The 17032-nt window shown below is 51.9% G+C and carries 21 protein-coding genes; 1 reads left to right on the plus strand and 20 read right to left on the minus strand.

Going from position 1 to position 17032, the window contains the following annotated elements; all coding sequences use genetic code 11:
* Window positions 1-30: 30 nt before the first annotated feature.
* The 6 genes from ycfP to hinT form a co-directional block, all read right to left on the minus strand.
* Window positions 31-573: an alpha/beta hydrolase YcfP gene (gene ycfP / locus IG609_RS12125; protein WP_193397118.1), complete on the minus strand. Its 543-nt coding sequence runs from the start codon at window positions 571-573 to the stop codon at window positions 31-33.
* 28 nt (window positions 574-601) lie between these two features.
* On the minus strand, window positions 602-1630 hold the full coding sequence (gene nagZ / locus IG609_RS12130) for a beta-N-acetylhexosaminidase (RefSeq protein ID WP_193397119.1): 1029 nt from the start codon (window positions 1628-1630) through the stop codon (window positions 602-604).
* Between the two features lie 90 nt (window positions 1631-1720).
* The gene (thiK, locus tag IG609_RS12135) at window positions 1721-2605 is read right to left on the minus strand and encodes a thiamine kinase (protein ID WP_193397120.1); all 885 of its coding nucleotides are present in this window, start codon (window positions 2603-2605) and stop codon (window positions 1721-1723) included.
* Window positions 2586-3173 carry a penicillin-binding protein activator LpoB gene (lpoB, locus tag IG609_RS12140; RefSeq protein ID WP_193397121.1) on the minus strand — a complete coding sequence of 196 codons (588 nt, stop codon included), beginning with the start codon at window positions 3171-3173 and terminating at the stop codon, window positions 2586-2588. The genes thiK and lpoB overlap by 20 nt, the downstream gene beginning before the upstream one ends.
* A 21-nt stretch (window positions 3174-3194) precedes the next feature.
* A complete protein-coding gene (locus IG609_RS12145) occupies window positions 3195-3575 on the minus strand; it encodes a YcfL family putative periplasmic lipoprotein (protein ID WP_193397122.1) in 381 nt (126 codons plus the stop codon).
* Window positions 3576-3659: 84 nt separating this feature from the next.
* Complete coding sequence (gene hinT, locus IG609_RS12150; protein WP_010276226.1) at window positions 3660-4010, minus strand: purine nucleoside phosphoramidase; 351 nt, start codon at window positions 4008-4010, stop codon at window positions 3660-3662.
* A gap of 483 nt (window positions 4011-4493) precedes the next feature.
* Here hinT and IG609_RS12155 point away from each other — a divergent pair, with 483 nt between their 5' ends.
* Window positions 4494-4598: a hypothetical protein gene (locus tag IG609_RS12155; protein ID WP_240348943.1), complete on the plus strand. Its 105-nt coding sequence runs from the start codon at window positions 4494-4496 to the stop codon at window positions 4596-4598.
* A gap of 49 nt (window positions 4599-4647) precedes the next feature.
* Here IG609_RS12155 and ptsG read toward each other — a convergent pair whose 3' ends face one another.
* The 14 genes from ptsG to yceD form a co-directional block, all read right to left on the minus strand.
* Window positions 4648-6081, minus strand: coding sequence for a PTS glucose transporter subunit IIBC (gene ptsG / locus IG609_RS12160; RefSeq protein WP_116155762.1), 1434 nt, complete (start codon window positions 6079-6081; stop codon window positions 4648-4650).
* A gap of 313 nt (window positions 6082-6394) precedes the next feature.
* Complete coding sequence (locus IG609_RS12165; RefSeq protein WP_193397123.1) at window positions 6395-7192, minus strand: metal-dependent hydrolase; 798 nt, start codon at window positions 7190-7192, stop codon at window positions 6395-6397.
* 19 nt (window positions 7193-7211) lie between these two features.
* Window positions 7212-8222, minus strand: coding sequence for a DNA polymerase III subunit delta' (gene holB / locus IG609_RS12170; RefSeq protein ID WP_193397124.1), 1011 nt, complete (start codon window positions 8220-8222; stop codon window positions 7212-7214).
* Entirely contained in the window at window positions 8222-8881 is a 660-nt protein-coding gene (tmk, locus tag IG609_RS12175; RefSeq protein ID WP_193397125.1) for a dTMP kinase, read from the minus strand. The genes holB and tmk overlap by 1 nt, the downstream gene beginning before the upstream one ends.
* Entirely contained in the window at window positions 8871-9890 is a 1020-nt protein-coding gene (gene mltG / locus IG609_RS12180; RefSeq protein ID WP_193397126.1) for an endolytic transglycosylase MltG, read from the minus strand. Before mltG ends, tmk begins: the two co-directional genes overlap by 11 nt.
* Window positions 9891-9904: 14 nt before the next feature.
* Window positions 9905-10702 carry an aminodeoxychorismate lyase gene (gene pabC, locus IG609_RS12185; RefSeq protein ID WP_193397127.1) on the minus strand — a complete coding sequence of 266 codons (798 nt, stop codon included), beginning with the start codon at window positions 10700-10702 and terminating at the stop codon, window positions 9905-9907.
* Window positions 10703-10829: 127 nt separating this feature from the next.
* Complete coding sequence (fabF, locus tag IG609_RS12190) at window positions 10830-12071, minus strand: beta-ketoacyl-ACP synthase II (protein WP_039525977.1); 1242 nt, start codon at window positions 12069-12071, stop codon at window positions 10830-10832.
* 84 nt (window positions 12072-12155) lie between these two features.
* On the minus strand, window positions 12156-12392 hold the full coding sequence (gene acpP / locus IG609_RS12195; RefSeq protein ID WP_005970506.1) for an acyl carrier protein: 237 nt from the start codon (window positions 12390-12392) through the stop codon (window positions 12156-12158).
* Window positions 12393-12546: 154 nt separating this feature from the next.
* On the minus strand, window positions 12547-13281 hold the full coding sequence (fabG, locus tag IG609_RS12200; protein ID WP_193397128.1) for a 3-oxoacyl-ACP reductase FabG: 735 nt from the start codon (window positions 13279-13281) through the stop codon (window positions 12547-12549).
* 14 nt (window positions 13282-13295) lie between these two features.
* On the minus strand, window positions 13296-14225 hold the full coding sequence (gene fabD, locus IG609_RS12205) for an ACP S-malonyltransferase (protein ID WP_193397129.1): 930 nt from the start codon (window positions 14223-14225) through the stop codon (window positions 13296-13298).
* Between the two features lie 17 nt (window positions 14226-14242).
* Window positions 14243-15196, minus strand: coding sequence for a beta-ketoacyl-ACP synthase III (locus tag IG609_RS12210; protein WP_193397130.1), 954 nt, complete (start codon window positions 15194-15196; stop codon window positions 14243-14245).
* Between the two features lie 6 nt (window positions 15197-15202).
* The gene (gene plsX, locus IG609_RS12215) at window positions 15203-16249 is read right to left on the minus strand and encodes a phosphate acyltransferase PlsX (protein ID WP_193397131.1); all 1047 of its coding nucleotides are present in this window, start codon (window positions 16247-16249) and stop codon (window positions 15203-15205) included.
* Window positions 16250-16278: 29 nt separating this feature from the next.
* Window positions 16279-16449: a 50S ribosomal protein L32 gene (gene rpmF, locus IG609_RS12220; protein ID WP_005970518.1), complete on the minus strand. Its 171-nt coding sequence runs from the start codon at window positions 16447-16449 to the stop codon at window positions 16279-16281.
* A gap of 12 nt (window positions 16450-16461) precedes the next feature.
* A complete protein-coding gene (gene yceD / locus IG609_RS12225) occupies window positions 16462-16986 on the minus strand; it encodes a 23S rRNA accumulation protein YceD (RefSeq protein ID WP_193397132.1) in 525 nt (174 codons plus the stop codon).
* Window positions 16987-17032 lie beyond the last annotated feature (46 nt).

Consider the following 17032-nt stretch of genomic DNA (forward strand, 5'->3'; position numbering starts at 1 on the left):
TGCGATGAACACATCATCGCTAACGCAGGGTTAACCGAGCGTTTTGAAGGCTTTTATTCGCTGCAAATGGGGAGAGATGCTTTTGAATTTATGCGTCTGAATATCGTCCCAGACGATCTCGTAATACGTTCCCAACGTCTGCGCGCTACGCTGACTGTCGAGCATTTCATCCTGACGAGAGAGCATCACCATACAGCGATCTCGGTTCTTTTCGCGAAAGTTCGCCACGCACTTCGTGGCAATATCCAGATACTCTTCTGGGCGATCAATTTTCCCGCTCATGTTTTCCTGCGGGAAAAGGTTAGGATTAATGATGACTTGTCGTATATCACACAAGAAACCGACGCGTTCGGCCCAGAAGCCCCCCAACCCCACGCCACAGATCAGCGGACGATCGTCATCAGACTGCTGAATCGTCTTATCCACCTGCTTGAGCAGATGTTGCATATCATGACGCGGGTGCAACGTGCTGTAGCTAATCAATCGCACATCTTCATCAATAAACTGAAGCTGTAGGACCTTTTCATGGTTGCCGGGGCTGGTCGAGTCAAAACCGTGTAAATAGATAATCATCTTTCATCCTCACCGCAGACTAAGTTGCCTATTTCTCGCCATTTTTATGCGCCTGCCAACGCTCGCTGAGCAATGTGAGCGCCTGATTCGCCTGCTTCCAGCGTGGCGAATCCAGCAGTTCCCGACGAGAAAACGAACCCTGATGATATAAGCGCGTCAGTTGTTCCGCTTTGACCGTGGACAGGTTATCCAGCACGCTGACCGCCCCTTCACGATGATTGCAAACCAGAATCATGTCACATCCTGCCTGCAACGCCGCCTGCGCCCGCTCGGGATAGCTGCCCATCACCGCGGCACCTTCCATCGAGAGATCGTCGGAGAAAATGATGCCATCAAAACCCAGCTCTTCACGCAGCACCGTTTTGAGCCAATAGGACGAACCACTGGCAGGACGCGGATCGGCCTCCGTATAAATCACGTGGGCAGGCATGATCGCGTCCAACTGTTGGCGCTGGATCAGTTCTTTAAAAATCAGCATGTCGTGTGCGCGAATTTCTGCAAGCGGACGCGGATCGCGCGGGGTTTCTTTATGTGAATCGGCGCTGACCGCACCGTGGCCGGGGAAGTGCTTACCCGTGACCTTCATACCCGCGCTATGCATGCCGCGAATAAAACTCTGCGCTACGGCCAGCGCCGTCTCTGGATTGGCATGGAATGAACGCTCACCAATCGCTGCGCTCTGGTGACCGATATCCAGCACCGGCGCAAAGCTAATATCGATATCCATGGCGATCATTTCTGCCGCCATCAGCCAGCCGCCCTCTTCCGCCAAACGCAGGGCCTCTGACTCGCTGTTTAATGCCGCGAACGCCTGCGCGGCAGGCAGACGAGTAAACCCGTCACGAAAACGCTGAACCCGTCCGCCTTCCTGATCCACAGACACCACAAGGCGCTCACGCGACGCCGCGCGGATTTGACGCACCAATTCACGTAACTGCGCCGCATCATGAAAATTACGGGTAAACAGAATCACGCCGCCTACCAGCGGATGTTCCAGCACTTCACGATCTTCTGCATCCAGCTCATAGCTGGCAACGTCTAACATTACCGGACCCACAAAAACCTCATTCTTTAGAGTGTACTGCTTAATGAAATGATCTTTACCACAAAAGCCACATCGTCAGCCTGGCTATTTCCGATGGCACGACTATAGCCAATGATATTGTTGTAGACGATGATAGAGCGTGGGAATGTCCGCTAAAAATTCAGGGTTCTTCGTTTGCTGCCAGCGAACCTCAAACCACATCAATACCAGATAATCGACCCAGGGGAACCACTGCATCATCTGTTGCTGGAGGCGGCTCACGGAAAACCCTCGCCGATGTCGCTGGTAGCTCTGTAGAAAATGCGTTTGCGCCAGGCTTTCCATCTGACTGGCTCGCACAATGAACGCCAGTTCAAAGGCAATATCACCATCTGAGGCATATTCCCAGTCAATCAGCATCGTTTCTTGTGGAGTAATCAGCAGGTTTTCAGCATGCACATCAAGATGGAGAGGAGCTAGCGCCAAAGGCGTGGGTAGCGCCGCACGCTGAAAATAATGGTGGGCACGCAATAACGCGGGCGAACGGCGGCGCGGATCCATCAACTGCCAGTGCTGCGCGAATAGCACTTTGAGATCGAGAGGATGGCCGCTACGCGGTTGGCGATGAAGCTGAGACAATAGGCGTGCCACTTCACCATTAGCCAGCATCATCAGGAACTCATCCTGTGTAGCAATGCGCCCCGGCACCCACTCAACAATCAGCCAGTCGTCACGCCACAGTCGCGGCTGTGGTGCGAGACCTATCGCCGACATCTGCCGCAGCAAGGCGAATTCGCGCTGGCGATCGACGCCCATCTTCCGCTCGGTTGGCGACTGCCGACGCGCAAGCCATTCGATGTCCGGCCCACGGATACGCCAGCTTTTACTACTCAACCCACCAACCAGTTCAAAGCGAATATCCGCCATCTCCACAGTTGGGAAATGTTTCTGGATCGTCGCAGTCAGCTGCTGCTGGATGCCTGCCTGCTTAATGCTGAACGGCGCCATTACCTGACCACACAATTTCACCGGTCTGCACCAGCATCAGTTGCATGTCGAGCTGCGGCGATTTCACATCACCACTGACATCGCTGTACAGCACATACTGCGCGCTGACATAGCGCGCCAGACCAATCGCCTTGCTGCGCGATCCTAAGCTGTCATCAACCGACAAACCCAGCGTTTGTTTCGCGGCAGCAAGTTGCTCGCGCGGCACCAGCGTAAACGCCTTACCGGAAGATAACGCGCTGTACAACGCGCCCGTCGCTTTCGCGATCGGCAGTGAGCCATTGGTGTTATTTTTCACACTATCCACCAGCAGGATGCTGCCCGGCGTGACGCCATCGGCTTTCAGCATTTGCGCCACCAGCGGATTGATACTGGCTTCCCAGTTCAACGTTTGGATTTTTGGCGGTTGTGGTACGGATTCTCCCGGCGGCGGCGTTGGCGTTGGCGTGGTCGGCACTTGAGGCTCAACTGGCTCAATAGTCGCAGGTGGTTCGGTCGGTTCCGGCGGACGGCTGGGGCAGCCTGTCAGGACCAATGCCGCCAGTATCACCCCTAGATACTTTTTCATATTTTCTCTCTCTGCACAGCATTACAAAAACAGATGAAGACGGACCTGACGCGCATTAGGACTGCTGCGCGTTGAAAAAACCGTCATTTCCGCCTGTGGTGCAATTTTAATGGACTGTACCTCTTCAAAAGGCAACACATCCAGCCCGTTTTCATCATACCAATAGAAACGGTAATGCACGGTCACCGCCTGTGAGGCGTCGTTGCTGACGATGGAAGACGCGCGCAGCCAGCCATTTTCTGAATCCAGCGACGGGTTCCCCGCGGTAATCCCAGCCGACAGCACAGGTGCATCCAATACTAGCGTTTGCCGTTCATTGATGGTTAGGACCTTTGGCGTGCTACAACCCGCCAACAGCCCAACCATCAAACACGCGGACAGAAAAAGCATCGGGTTACGCATGATGTTCTCGCATGATGGTTTTCCCGCACGATAGTCTACCCATGACTATCGAACCTGGTTCTGTAAGATCTCGTTCTATCAGATCTAGTTCGCCAGCAAAGGTCCTAATGCGCGGCCACCCAGCAGATGCATGTGGATGTGATAAACCTCCTGCCCGCCGTGTCGGTTGCAGTTAATAATCAGGCGATAACCGTCTTCTGCAATCCCTTCCTGCTGCGCAATTTTACCCGCGACCGTCACCATACGTCCCAGCGCCGCTTCATGCTCAGGGGCTGTGTCGTTAACGGTCGGGATCAAGACGTTCGGGATAATCAGGATATGGGTTGGCGTGCGAGGCGCAATGTCACGGAAGGCGGTGACCAGTTCATCCTGATACACGATATCGGCAGGAATTTCCCGGCGGATGATTTTACTAAAGATGGTTTCTTCAGCCATGATTGATTTCCTTGTTAAAGCTGGCGTTGAACGACGTCATGTAGGCAGTATGAGTGACATATTCCATTTCTTTCAACCTTCTTCGTCTATTTCTGGTGCGGGTGGTCAAAATACGACACCCAGTAAAAACCAGAAATACGCCTGCCTTCTCCCGAAAACAGCGACGCTCCCGCCGCTACGATAAGGATTTCGCATCATCCATCGAAAATTCGTGTGTGCGCCTTCCCACCAACTAAGAGACCGCGGCGTTCTCACCAGCATAACAGGATGCAGACCACAGCCACACCCAGAGTCGACCAAATACATCCCCCAGCCGTCCGCCCGTAATCAGCAGTGCGCCAGAAGCCCGTTCATAACCCGACCAAGTTGTGCGAAACTAGCGCCCAGATCAGCCTGCATGCTGGGAATAGCGACATTGACCACGAACAGGTCGAATTCAGCTTCGACGCCCATCCTTCCGAAATACGTAATCTGCTCTGGCTCTTGTTCACCAACCCGTTACTGCGTAAGCGATTCATCGGCTGGGAGAAACAGGCTCCACAGATGCTGTCAAGTTTTCGCCGTAAAAGAGGAATAAGGCGGTTCTGACCATAAAAAAAGGGGCTTTCGCCCCTTTTTACCACTCCCCAACAACACATCAGTGGTTACGGATGTAGTCGTCCATGTCGGTTTTCAGGTTATCGGATTTGGTACCGAAAATGGCCTGAACACCGGAACCTGCCACAACCACACCTGCTGCGCCCAGTTTTTTCAGGCCAGCCTGATCAACTTTAGCCACATCGCCTACGCTAACACGCAGACGGGTGATGCACGCATCCAGATTAGTGATGTTTTCTTTACCACCAAACGCGCTAACCAGTGCGGCAGCCATTTCAGTGCTGTCCTGTGAGGTTTGCTCAGAGGCGCTATCTTCACGGCCCGGCGTTTTCAGATTCAGTTTGGCAATCAGAACGCGGAAAATGGTGTAGTAAATCAGCGCATAGCACAGACCCACAATCGGGAACAGCCACAGGTTGCTACCGTTGCCGCTCAGTACCACGAAGTCGATCAGACCGTGAGAGAAGCTTGTGCCATCACGCATGCCCAACAGGATACAGATTGGGAATGCCAGACCCGCCAGAATCGCATGGATCACATACAGAATCGGCGCAACGAACATGAAGGAGAACTCAATTGGCTCGGTGATACCCGTCAGGAACGAGGTCAGCGCCGCAGAGATCATGATGCCGCCCACTTTCGCGCGGTTTTCTGGTTTAGCAGAGTGCCAAATAGCAATGGCCGCAGCTGGCAAGCCGTACATTTTAAACAGGAAACCGCCGGACAGTTTACCCGCAGTCGGGTCACCTGCAATGTAACGAGGGATATCGCCGTGGAAAACCTGCCCCGCCGCATTGGTGAACTCACCCACCTGCATTTGGAAAGGGACGTTCCAGATATGGTGCAGACCAAACGGAACCAGAGAACGTTCAACGATCCCATAGATACCGAATGCCAGCATCGGGTTCTCATTCGCTGCCCAATGTGAAAACGTTTGGATAGCGCTACCGACCGGTGGCCAGATGAAAGACAGCACAGCACCGGTAATGATCGCCGTCAGGCCGGAAATAATCGGCACAAAACGTTTACCGGCAAAGAAGCCCAGATACTCAGGCAACTGAATGCGGTAGAAACGGTTAAACATATACGCGGCAATCGCACCAGCAATGATCCCGCCTAGCACACCGGTATCCGCTAGGTGCTTCGCCGTGATTTCAGCAGCAGGTAGATTAAGAACCAGCGGCGCAATCGCAGCCATGGTTTTGACCATGATGCCATAAGCCACCACCGCCGCCAGTGCGGAAACACCGTCGTTATTAGTGAAGCCCAGGGCAACACCAATAGCAAAAATCAATGGCATGTTGGCAAACACCGAGTCACCGGCCTGTGCCATGACGCTGGAGACAATTCCAGGCAACCAGCTAAAATTGGCCGAACCGACACCCAGCAGGATACCTGCGATAGGGAGTACGGATACGGGCAGCATTAGCGACTTACCTACTTTTTGCAGGTTTGCGAATGCATTCTTGAACATAATTGAGTGTGCTCCTGAGTAATAGTGCTTTTACTTCTGATACTTCATATAAGCAAAGACGGGGAGGACGGCCTTTGCGAGTTGGGGTGTCTTAGCCCCCTTTAATTTTTACGCAGAGTAAAATAAATAGCGTTCACAATGTTTGATTGCTATCACGTTTCCACAAGCCAAAAAGCTGAGATCGAACAGATATTGCACTTTCTTGTGATATATCGCTGAAAAACACGTCCCCCTGAAGAGGAAAAACCTAATCAAGGGGATGATGAAGCGCTATTAATTACACGGATAAAAAAAACTCGGCTATTTTCAGCCACTATTGCGCGGCGGTCAACCGAACCGGGTCGATGTGAAACAGATGGGAGAAATTTTCTGTCGTGGCGGCAGCGAGGGTTTCCAACGATGTGCCTTTCAGTACAGCGAGATATTCTGCTACATCGCGCACATACGCAGGCTGGTTTTCCTGACCTCGGAACGGAACCGGCGCGAGCCAAGGGGAATCCGTCTCAATCAGCATCCGATCCAGCGGCACATAGCGAGCAACGTCACGCAGTTCCTCTGCATTACGGAACGTGACGATGCCAGAAAACGAGATATAGAATCCCATATCCAACAGCGCTTTCGCCGTCACTAAATCCTCGGTAAAGCAGTGCAGAACGCCGCTGCATTTCTCCGCCTGTTCCTCACGCAGAATCGCCAACGTATCTTCACGGGCGGCACGCGTATGCACGATGACCGGCTTGTTCAGGTCATTGCCTATACGAATATGTTCACGAAAAGATTCTTGCTGCTGGGCTTTCGTCTCTTGCTGATAGAAATAATCCAGACCCGTTTCCCCCATCGCCACCACGCGACTGGCGCTGGCTAGCTCACGCAGCTCGGCATAATCATAAGGGGCTTCCTGATTAAGCGGATGAACGCCGCAGGAAAACGCCACGTTATCGCGCTCGCCGATTAACTCCACCATGGCACGATAGCCGGGCAGCGTTGTCGCCACCGCCAACAGGAAACCGACATCACGGCTTTTCGCTTTATCCAGCACGTCGGAGACGTCTTTATGCAATGACTCATAATCCAGACCGTCAAGATGACAGTGGGAATCCACTAACAGCATGATATTTACTCGATAGTAATTAAATAGAAAAAGGATGGCTGTCGCGCTTAACCGACGACGCAAACGTGCGTTCCCCATCAAGCAGGCGTTCCGTTAGCAGCAGTTCCCGGTTCACACCCGTGACGGTCAGCAATTTTTGCCGACAAGCCAGCCACTGTTGCAACTCATACTGCAAATGTGCGGAAGGTTCGCGCGCCAGACGCTCAACCAGTTCAATCTGATCCTGATTCACTAAATGCTCATTCGCAGCCTGCTGCCATTTCATGGCATCCAGCAGTAGCGCGGCCACCCAGTGAATACGAACATCAGCATCGTCATGATTTAGCTGCGGTATCAACGAGAGCTGATCTCGCGAAGCCAGCGCAGCAGAGAACGCCTGACACAGCGCGCTACGCTGTTTCCAACGCTCTGGCTGCAATAATGCCTCGGCGGCTAGCGGCGCGCCCGATTGCAATCTCAATGCCGTGCGCAATGCCTTGCTGTCATGGCGATGGCGAGCATTCAGCCACAGCACGCTCTGTGTCTCACTCGGGACATCCAGATAGTGATACAGGCAACGGCTGCGCAATGTTGCCAACAGACGGGCTGGTTCACGGCAGCCAAATAAAAAGAAGGTATTCTGCGGCGGTTCTTCCAGCGTTTTCAGCAGCGCATTGGCGGCAGCCTCTGTCAGTTGCTCAGCGGCAGCCAGCCAGATCACTTTTGCGCCGCCTTGTCGGGAGTGTTGATACACTTTTTCCACGACATCACGCACCGGATCAACACCCAGACTTTGCTTGCCTTTCTCTGGGCTCAGCACATGCCAGTCTGGATGCGTTCCTGCGGTCATCAGGTTACAAGAGTGACACTTGCCGCAGCTTTTCATCCCATCAGGCTGCTGGCAGATCAGCCAACGGCTCAGCGCATAAATCAGCGACTCATCGCCCATGCCCAGCAGCGCATGCAGCAACACCGCATGATGCCCCCTGCCCGCCTGATATTGGCCAATAAGCTGTCGATAGGATGCATTCAGCCACGGATACCAATCCATCAACCCTGCCCCTGCGCAACAGGCTGCAACCCTTGTTGCTGCAACCACTGCTGTAGTGCTGCCTGAATATCCGCGCTAACGGCATCAATAGGCTGTGAGGCATCGATCGTCAGGATGCTGTCATCCTCCGCCGCCAGTTCCTGATAGCGGGAACGGGTGCGATCAAAGAAAGCCAGCGACTCCTGCTCAATCCGATCCAGCTCGCCGCGCTGACGCGCGCGCTGCAAGCCGATGGCTGGCGGCAAATCAAGATAGAGCGTCAGGTCAGGGCGAAAATCACCGAGTACCGTATCGCGCAATGAGCGGAGAAGTTGCTGATCGATCCCACGTCCACCGCCCTGATAAGCCTGTGAAGAGAGATCGTGACGATCGCCAATGACCCAGTTTCCATTCGCCAGCGCCGGTTTGATGACGTTATCCACCAACTGTACTCTGGCCGCGTATAACATCAGGACTTCTGCTTTGTCGGTGACCTTCTCATCGGCTATACCTTGCTTGATAAGCTCACGCAGTTTCTCTGCCAGCGGCGTACCACCTGGCTCTCGCGTGAACACCACGTCTTTCACACCATGTGACCGCAACGTTTCCACGACGATATTACGTGCGGTGGTCTTCCCTGCGCCTTCCAATCCTTCAATGACGATAAATTTACTGTTCATCCCGTTCCTTTAACGCTGAGCGGTATACCCTCACAGCACGATTATGGTCTGCAAGGTTAGTGGTAAAACTGTGTCCGCCTTTTCCATCCGCCACAAAATACAGGTATGACGTTTTGGCAGGATGCGCAGCCGCATCCAATGAGGCTTTTCCCGGCATCGCAATTGGCGTAGGCGGCAAGCCGAAAATAATATAGGTATTGTAAGGCGTCGGTGTGTCTAATGCTTTACGGGTTATCACGCCTTTATAGTCATCCCCCATGCCATAAATCACAGTGGGGTCGGTTTGCAAGCGCATGCCAAGCCGTAACCGATTGATAAAAACGGAAGCGACCTGAGTACGTTCTTCATTGATGGCCGTTTCTTTTTCAATGATTGATGCCATCGTCAGCAATTCGTCCGATGTCTTATACGGCAATCCTTCTTCGCGCCCTTTCCAAACCTCATCCACCGTTTTTTTCATGCGCTGATGCGCACGCTGCAACAGGGCAATATCGCTCGTACCTGCCGTGTATGAATACGTATCAGGATAAAACCAGCCTTCCAGGTTCGGCTTATCTTTGATTTCCAACTGGGTGGCGATGTCCTGTTCGGTTTTATCGGCCAGTGAATGCTTGATATAAGGTGCTTGTTGCAGCGTGACCAGCCACTCTTTCAAACGTGAACCTTCAACAAAACGGATGGAAAATTGCGCTTCTTTTCCGCTGGACAGCAGCGCCAGCATCTCGCGCACGGTCATGCCCGAAGTCAAGCGATACGTACCCGCCTTGAATTTTGCCAATTCAGGCTCGAAACGCAGCAGCCACGGAAAAAATGTGTCATCAGTAATAATTTTCTGATCGAGAAGCAGCGTTTCCAGCCCTTCTCTTCCTGTACCAGCCGGAAGCGTAAAGATAGTTTCCTTTTCGATAGCCAATGGAGAATCAGCAAAACGCTGCATTTTCTGCCATGCGACCAGTAATATCAGCACAACGGCAGTGATAATCAGCAAACCAATTTTCTTTTTCTTCATAAATCAACCATCTACTAGCAGTCAGGACTTAGGAATTGATAAAGCTCTCGGGAGTGATAACGCCAGATGTGCGCCTGGTTCACAGGGACGATCGGCATTAATGCATTACAAACCAGCACTTCGTCCGCATCGGACAATGCAGTCAAGGGTTCTCTGACGATCTGTAGCTCGAAATCAGAATCTGCCAGCAAGGCAATAATATGCTGTCGAGCAACACCATCCACTCCTGATTCGGATAAATCCGGCGTATAGACCCGGAGCCCTTTACGCCAGAATAAATTCGCGGCACAGCATTCCACTAGCGCACTAGAGGTGTCAAGCACGAGGGTCTCATCGGCTGAGGTCTGGTCAAGATGCGCGCGGATCAGCACTTGTTCGAGCCGATTCAGATGCTTTATTCCCGCCAGCAGCGGATTTTTAGCTAGCGCCACAGGGCTAAGATTCAGGCTAATACCCTGCTCACGCCAGCCGGCATAGTGCGCAGGATAGCTTACCTGCATGACGACTCGGGTTGGCTGCGTGCAGCCTTGGGGACTATAGCCACGCCCACCGACACCCCGCGTGAGCATCACTTTCACTACGCCGTCCGCTCGTCCCAGTGCTGCCTGTTTCATTTCAGCGAGCAGACTTTCCCAACTAAGCGTCGGAAATAATAAGCGCGTAGCGGCCTGTTGCAGACGCGCGACGTGTCGATCAAGCCAGACAATCTCGCCATCGCATACTCTGGCTGTCGTAAAACAGCCGTCACCATACTGTGTACCCCGATCGAGTACCGAAAGCTGTTCCTGTAACTGACCATTAATCCACAGCATAATAAACTCCGCGTCATTCATCGTCGTCAGCTTGCCAGCAAAGCGGCGTTGCAGACAAGCAGGCGTGTCTGATTTTACGCAGGCAAAAAAAAACCCGGAGACCGGGTTTTTTAAAACGCTATCGCAATCAAACTTTACGGAAGATCAGAGAACCGTTGGTTCCACCGAAGCCGAAAGAGTTGCAGAGTACGTATTCCAGGTTGCTGACCTGACGCGCCTCATGCGGCACGAAATCCAAATCGCAGCCTTCATCTGGATTGTCCAGATTGAGCGTTGGCGGGACAGCCTGATCGCGCAGAGCAAGAATACTGAAAATAGACTCTACCGCGCCTGCCGCACCGAGCAAGTGACCCGTCATGGATTTTGTCGAACTCACCAGCACATTGCTGGCGTCTGCACCAAATACGGATTTCACTGCCTGTGTTTCAGCTTTATCACCCGCAGGCGTAGAGGTGCCATGCGCGTTGATATAACCGATCTGGCTCGTTGACAGACCCGCGTCACGCAGCGCGTTTTCCATCGCCAGCGCAGCACCAGAACCGTTCTCCGGCGGAGACGTCATATGATACGCGTCGCTGCTCATGCCAAATCCAACAATTTCTGCATAGATTTTCGCACCGCGCTTTTTCGCGTGTTCATACTCTTCCAGCACCATGAGGCCAGCACCGTCACCCAGTACAAAACCGTCACGATCTTTATCCCACGGACGGCTTGCCGCCTGAGGATCGTCGTTGCGCGTAGACAACGCACGAGCGGCACCGAATCCACCGACGCCCAATGGCGTACTGGCTTTTTCTGCACCACCGGCCAACATCACATCCGCATCGTTGTAAGCAATAATGCGAGCGGCCTGACCAATATTGTGCACGCCAGACGTACAGGCCGTAGCGATAGAGATGCTCGGGCCACGCAGTCCGTACATAATAGTAAGATGCCCAGCCACCATATTGACGATGGTTGACGGCACGAAGAACGGACTGATTTTACGCGGGCCACCGTTCACCAGCGCAGTATGGTTCTCTTCAATAAGACCCAGACCGCCGATGCCGGAACCAATCGCCGCACCGATACGCGGGGCGTTCTCTTCCGTTACTTCCAAACCGGAGTCCTGCATAGCCTGAACGCCAGCAGCAACACCGTATTGAATAAAGGCATCCATTTTGCGAGCTTCTTTACGCGAAATGAATTCTTCAGAATTAAAATCCTTTACTAAGCCAGCAAAACGCGTTGCGTAGGCACTAGTATCGAAATGGTCGATCAGGCTGATACCACTCTGACCGGCAAGAAGAGCACTCCAGGTAGACTCAACTGTATTGCCGACAGGAGATAACATGCCCAGTCCGGTCACAACTACTCGACGCTTAGACACGCTTATCCTCCAGGGAGGGAAAGAAAAAAGACACTGCGGGACAAAAAAACTTAGGCGGTCGAATGACCGCCTAGATATGTTCGCTTACTGCTGGTTAGCCTGAATGAAATCAATGGCTGCTTGAACAGTCGTGATTTTTTCAGCTTCTTCGTCTGGAATCTCAGTATCAAATTCTTCTTCCAGAGCCATTACCAGCTCAACAGTGTCAAGAGAATCAGCGCCGAGGTCATCAACGAAAGAAGCATTGTTTACGACTTCTTCCTGCTTAACACCAAGCTGTTCAACGATGATTTTCTTAACGCGTTCTTCGATAGTGCTCATACTCTTAAATTTCCTATCAAAACTCGCTTTCGCGATGGTTTTCGTAGTGTATAAAATGTTTGAAAAGATGCAACAAAATCTCGGCTGGTTGAACCACGATTTTGTGCTATTTTGCGGTTATCACCGCAAATAATGCAAATAATTTTCGAGCTTTTTAGATCATATACATGCCGCCATTGACATGCAATGTTTCGCCAGTAATGTAAGCAGCTTCATCAGAGGCTAAAAATACAACAGCACTGGCGATTTCTTTAGCATCACCAAGTCGGTTAGCTGGAACCGACGTCAAAATGCCTGCTCGCTGTTCTTCTGTCAATGCCTGAGTCATATCTGTTTCGATAAAACCAGGCGCGACAACGTTGACCGTAATACCACGAGAAGCCACTTCACGCGCGAGGGATTTACTGAAGCCAATCAGTCCCGCCTTCGCTGCCGCGTAGTTAGCTTGTCCTGCATTGCCCATTGTTCCAACAACGGAACCGATGGTAATGATCCGGCCAAAACGTTTCTTCATCATGGCACGCATCACTGCTTTAGACATGCGGAATACCGACGTTAAATTGGTATCCAGAATATCGTGCCACTCATCATCTTTCATACGCATCAGCAGGTTATCACGGGTGATGCCCGCGTTATTGATAAGAATATCAATTTCCCCGAATTCTGCGCGAATTTCTGCTAATACGCTTTCTACTGATGCTGCATTAGCAACATTCAGCATATAACCTTTACCGTTCTCACCCAGCCAGCCGCTAATAGCTTCAGCACCTTTTTCGCTGGTTGCGGTACCAATGACTTTTGCCCCGCGGGCAACCAACGTCTCGGCGATGGCACGCCCAATACCACGGCTTGCACCAGTAACCAGTGCAATTTTCCCCTCAAAACTCATTGTTTTCTCCGTTCTTATTTCTCAATCGCCGCTGATAGAGAAGCAGGATCGTTCACCGCAGCTGCTATCAGGGTATCAACGATTCGTTTGGTTAAGCCAGTCAATACTTTACCCGGCCCGACTTCTAACAGCGACTCAATGCCCTGAGAAGCCATAAATTCAACACAGTCAGTCCAGCGTACTGGGCAATGAAGCTGGCGTACCAGCGCATCGCGAATGGCTTCCGGCGTGGTTTCGATACGAGCATCAACATTATTAACAACGGGGATGACCGGAGCATTAAACGTCACGGATTCCAGTGCGACAGCGAGTTTCTTCGCTGCCGGCTCCATCAGTGCACAGTGTGACGGTACGCTGACAGGCAGCGGCAGCGCACGCTTCGCACCCGCCGCTTTACACGCAGCACCAGCACGCTCAACGGCGTCCTTATTGCCCGCGATCACCACCTGACCCGGTGAATTGAAGTTTACCGGAGACACCACTTGTCCATGCGCGGATTCTTCACACGCTTTAGCAATGGCATCGTTATCAAGCCCGATAATGGCATACATCGCACCCGTGCCTTCCGGCACCGCTTCCTGCATCAGTTTGCCACGCAATTCGACCAGACGAACAGCCTGTTGGAAATCCAGAACACCCGCACAAACCAATGCCGAATACTCACCAAGGCTATGACCAGACATCAACGCAGGTGTTTTGCCGCCCTGCTGCTGCCAAACGCGCCAGATAGCAACAGAAGCGGTCAGTAATGCAGGCTGCGTCTGCCAGGTTTTATTCAACTCTTCAGCCGGCCCTTGCTGGGTAAGCTGCCACAAGTCATAACCTAACGCTTCAGAAGCCTGAGCAAACGTTTCGGTGACGATCGGGTATTCTGCTGCAAGTTCAGCTAACATCCCTACCGTCTGCGATCCCTGACCTGGGAACACCATTGCAAATTGCGTCATATCACAATCCTGTTTAATTAAAAACGAACCAGCGCGGAACCCCACGTAAAACCACCACCGAAGGCTTCAAGCAGCACTAATTGCCCTGGTTTAATACGCCCATCGCGCACCGCTTCATCAAGCGCTGAAGGCACAGAAGCTGCGGAGGTATTACCGTGACGATCCAGCGTCACAACCACCTTGTCCATCCCCATACCCAGCTTTTTCGCCGTGGCGCTAATGATGCGCAGGTTAGCTTGGTGAGGCACCAGCCAGTCTAATTCACTTTTATCCAGTTGAGCCGCTTGCAGCGTTTCTTCAACGATATGTGCCAGTTCAGTCACTGCCACTTTAAAGACTTCATTACCCGCCATCGTCAGATAAGCAGGCGCATCCGTATGATTACGATCCTGATGTGGCAACGTTAGCAATTCGCCATAACGTCCATCGGCATGAAGATGGGTAGAAAGAATACCCGGTTGCTCTGACGGCGTTAACAGGACAGCACCCGCACCATCACCGAACAAAATCAGCGTGCCGCGATCCTCAGGATCCAATGTACGAGACAATGTATCAGAACCGATCACCAGTGCGTACTTCACCGCACCATTTTTAACATATTGATCGGCAACGCTCAGCGCGTAGGTAAACCCAGCACACGCAGCGGCCAGATCGAAGGCAATCGTATCTTTGATCCCTAGCAGTTGCTGAACCTGACAGGCTGAACTAGGAAAAGCATGGCTTGATGATGTTGTAGCAACAATCAGAAGACCGACTTCAGAAGGATCGACATTCGCCATTTCCAGCGCTTTTTGCGCAGCACGGTATCCCATGGTCGCCACGTTTTCATCTGGCGCAGCAATACGGCGCTCACGGATTCCAGTACGTGTGACGATCCACTCGTCAGTCGTTTCCACCCTCTTTTCTAAATCAGCGTTCGTCCTGATTTCTTCAGGCAGGTAGCTGCCCGTTCCGATTATTTTTGTATACATGTACGCTTAATCACTCTTGGGTAATACCGCTTCTAGACGAGCGGCAATCCGTTCAGGAAGCTGCCGCTGTACCGTCTGCATTGCCTGTTCAATAGCAACCGCAAACGCTCTCTGGTTTGCTGCACCATGGCTTTTGATTACAATTCCCCGTAACCCTAGCAGGCATGCGCCATTATATTGATCGGGATTCAAGTGACCGAAACGCTTTGATAAGCGTTTTTGTAACAAACGCCCTAGCCACTTCAACCACCAGGATTGCTTTTGTTTTTGCCCAGGCCCTGAAGCAGGAGATTTCAGCAGTGAAAGGAACATCCTTACCACGCCTTCCACCGTTTTCAGGGTGACATTGCCCACAAAGCCGTCACAGACCATCACATCCGTTTTTCCAGTCAGCAGATCGTTGCCTTCCAGATAACCGATATAATTTATTGATGGTGCCTCTTTTAACTGTGCCGCTGCTTCACGGATAGTGCTCAGCCCTTTGCTTTCTTCTTCACCGATATTCAACAACGCGACACGAGGATTTGTCAGTCCCAGCACTTCTTCTGCCATCACTGAGCCCATCACGGCAAACTGAACCAGCATCGTGCTGTCACAGTCAACATTCGCCCCCAGATCCAACACAACTGTCTTTCCGTGTTGCTGGTGAGGTAATACTGACACCAATGCGGGTCGCTCAATTCCGTCCAGTGGCTTAATCAGGAGCTTGGCTAGCCCCATAAGCGCACCCGTATTACCAGCGCTCACACAGGCCTGTGCCCTACCGTCTTTAATCAACTCAAGCGCTATGCGCATTGAAGTACCACGGCTCGCACGAATAGCCTGCGACGGCCTCGCATCACTAGCAATAACCGACTCCGCCGGAACAATCTCTAAACGGGAAAGTAAATCAGAATCGACTTTGGCAAGTAATGGAGTAATCGCAGCAGGATCGCCGACTAATAACAAATTGAGAGCTGGATTAGAAGCCAGTGCCTGCAATGCAGCAGGCACTGTTACGCAGGGACCAAAATCCCCGCCCATCGCATCTAACGCCAGAGTTAGGCGTGTCAAGGTATTGCCTTGCAAATAATTCGCAAGAATTATTTAGCAATGACCTTGCGACCGCGGTAATAACCATCCGCAGTGATGTGGTGACGCAGGTGAGTTTCGCCAGAAACTTTATCTACGGATACAGAAGCGGTAGTCAACGCATCATGTGAACGACGCATACCACGTTTGGAACGGCTAGGTTTGTTTTGTTGTACGGCCATGGACCTTACTCCTTATTGCTTATGCTTTAAACTGGCTAATACGGCAAATGGATTTGGTTTTTCCGCCTCTGCAGGCAGTTGACCAAATACCATATCCGCTTCGGACACTTCACAGTGTTCAGAATCATGCACCGGGGCGATAGGCAACATCAGAATAATTTCATCTTCAATCATTGCCAGCAGATCGACTTCGCCAAAACCATCAACGCCGATCGGCTCATACGCTTCCGGTAACGCTTCGGCCTGCTCATCATTGACGACCGGGCTGAAACAGAATGTCGCATGGACTTGATGTTCAAACGGCTTTCCGCAACGCTGACACATCAAAGTGACAGTAACCTCAGCGTTACCGTCAATCACCGCCAGACGCTGATTATCGATATTGAAAGATAAAGAGGCCTGAACATCACTATCCACACTCACCACGGATTCGGCAACACGCTCTACTTGTTCAGCTGAATAGATACCAACGTAATCTAAACGCTTTTGAGCAGTGCGGACCGCATCAAGGGTTAAGGGTAATTTTACCTTTTGCATAGGGCGCGCATATTAACGTCGTAACGACATAGAGTCAAAGAAAAAG

This window comes from Pectobacterium quasiaquaticum, assembly GCF_014946775.2.
GTDB lineage: Bacteria > Pseudomonadota > Gammaproteobacteria > Enterobacterales > Enterobacteriaceae > Pectobacterium > Pectobacterium aquaticum.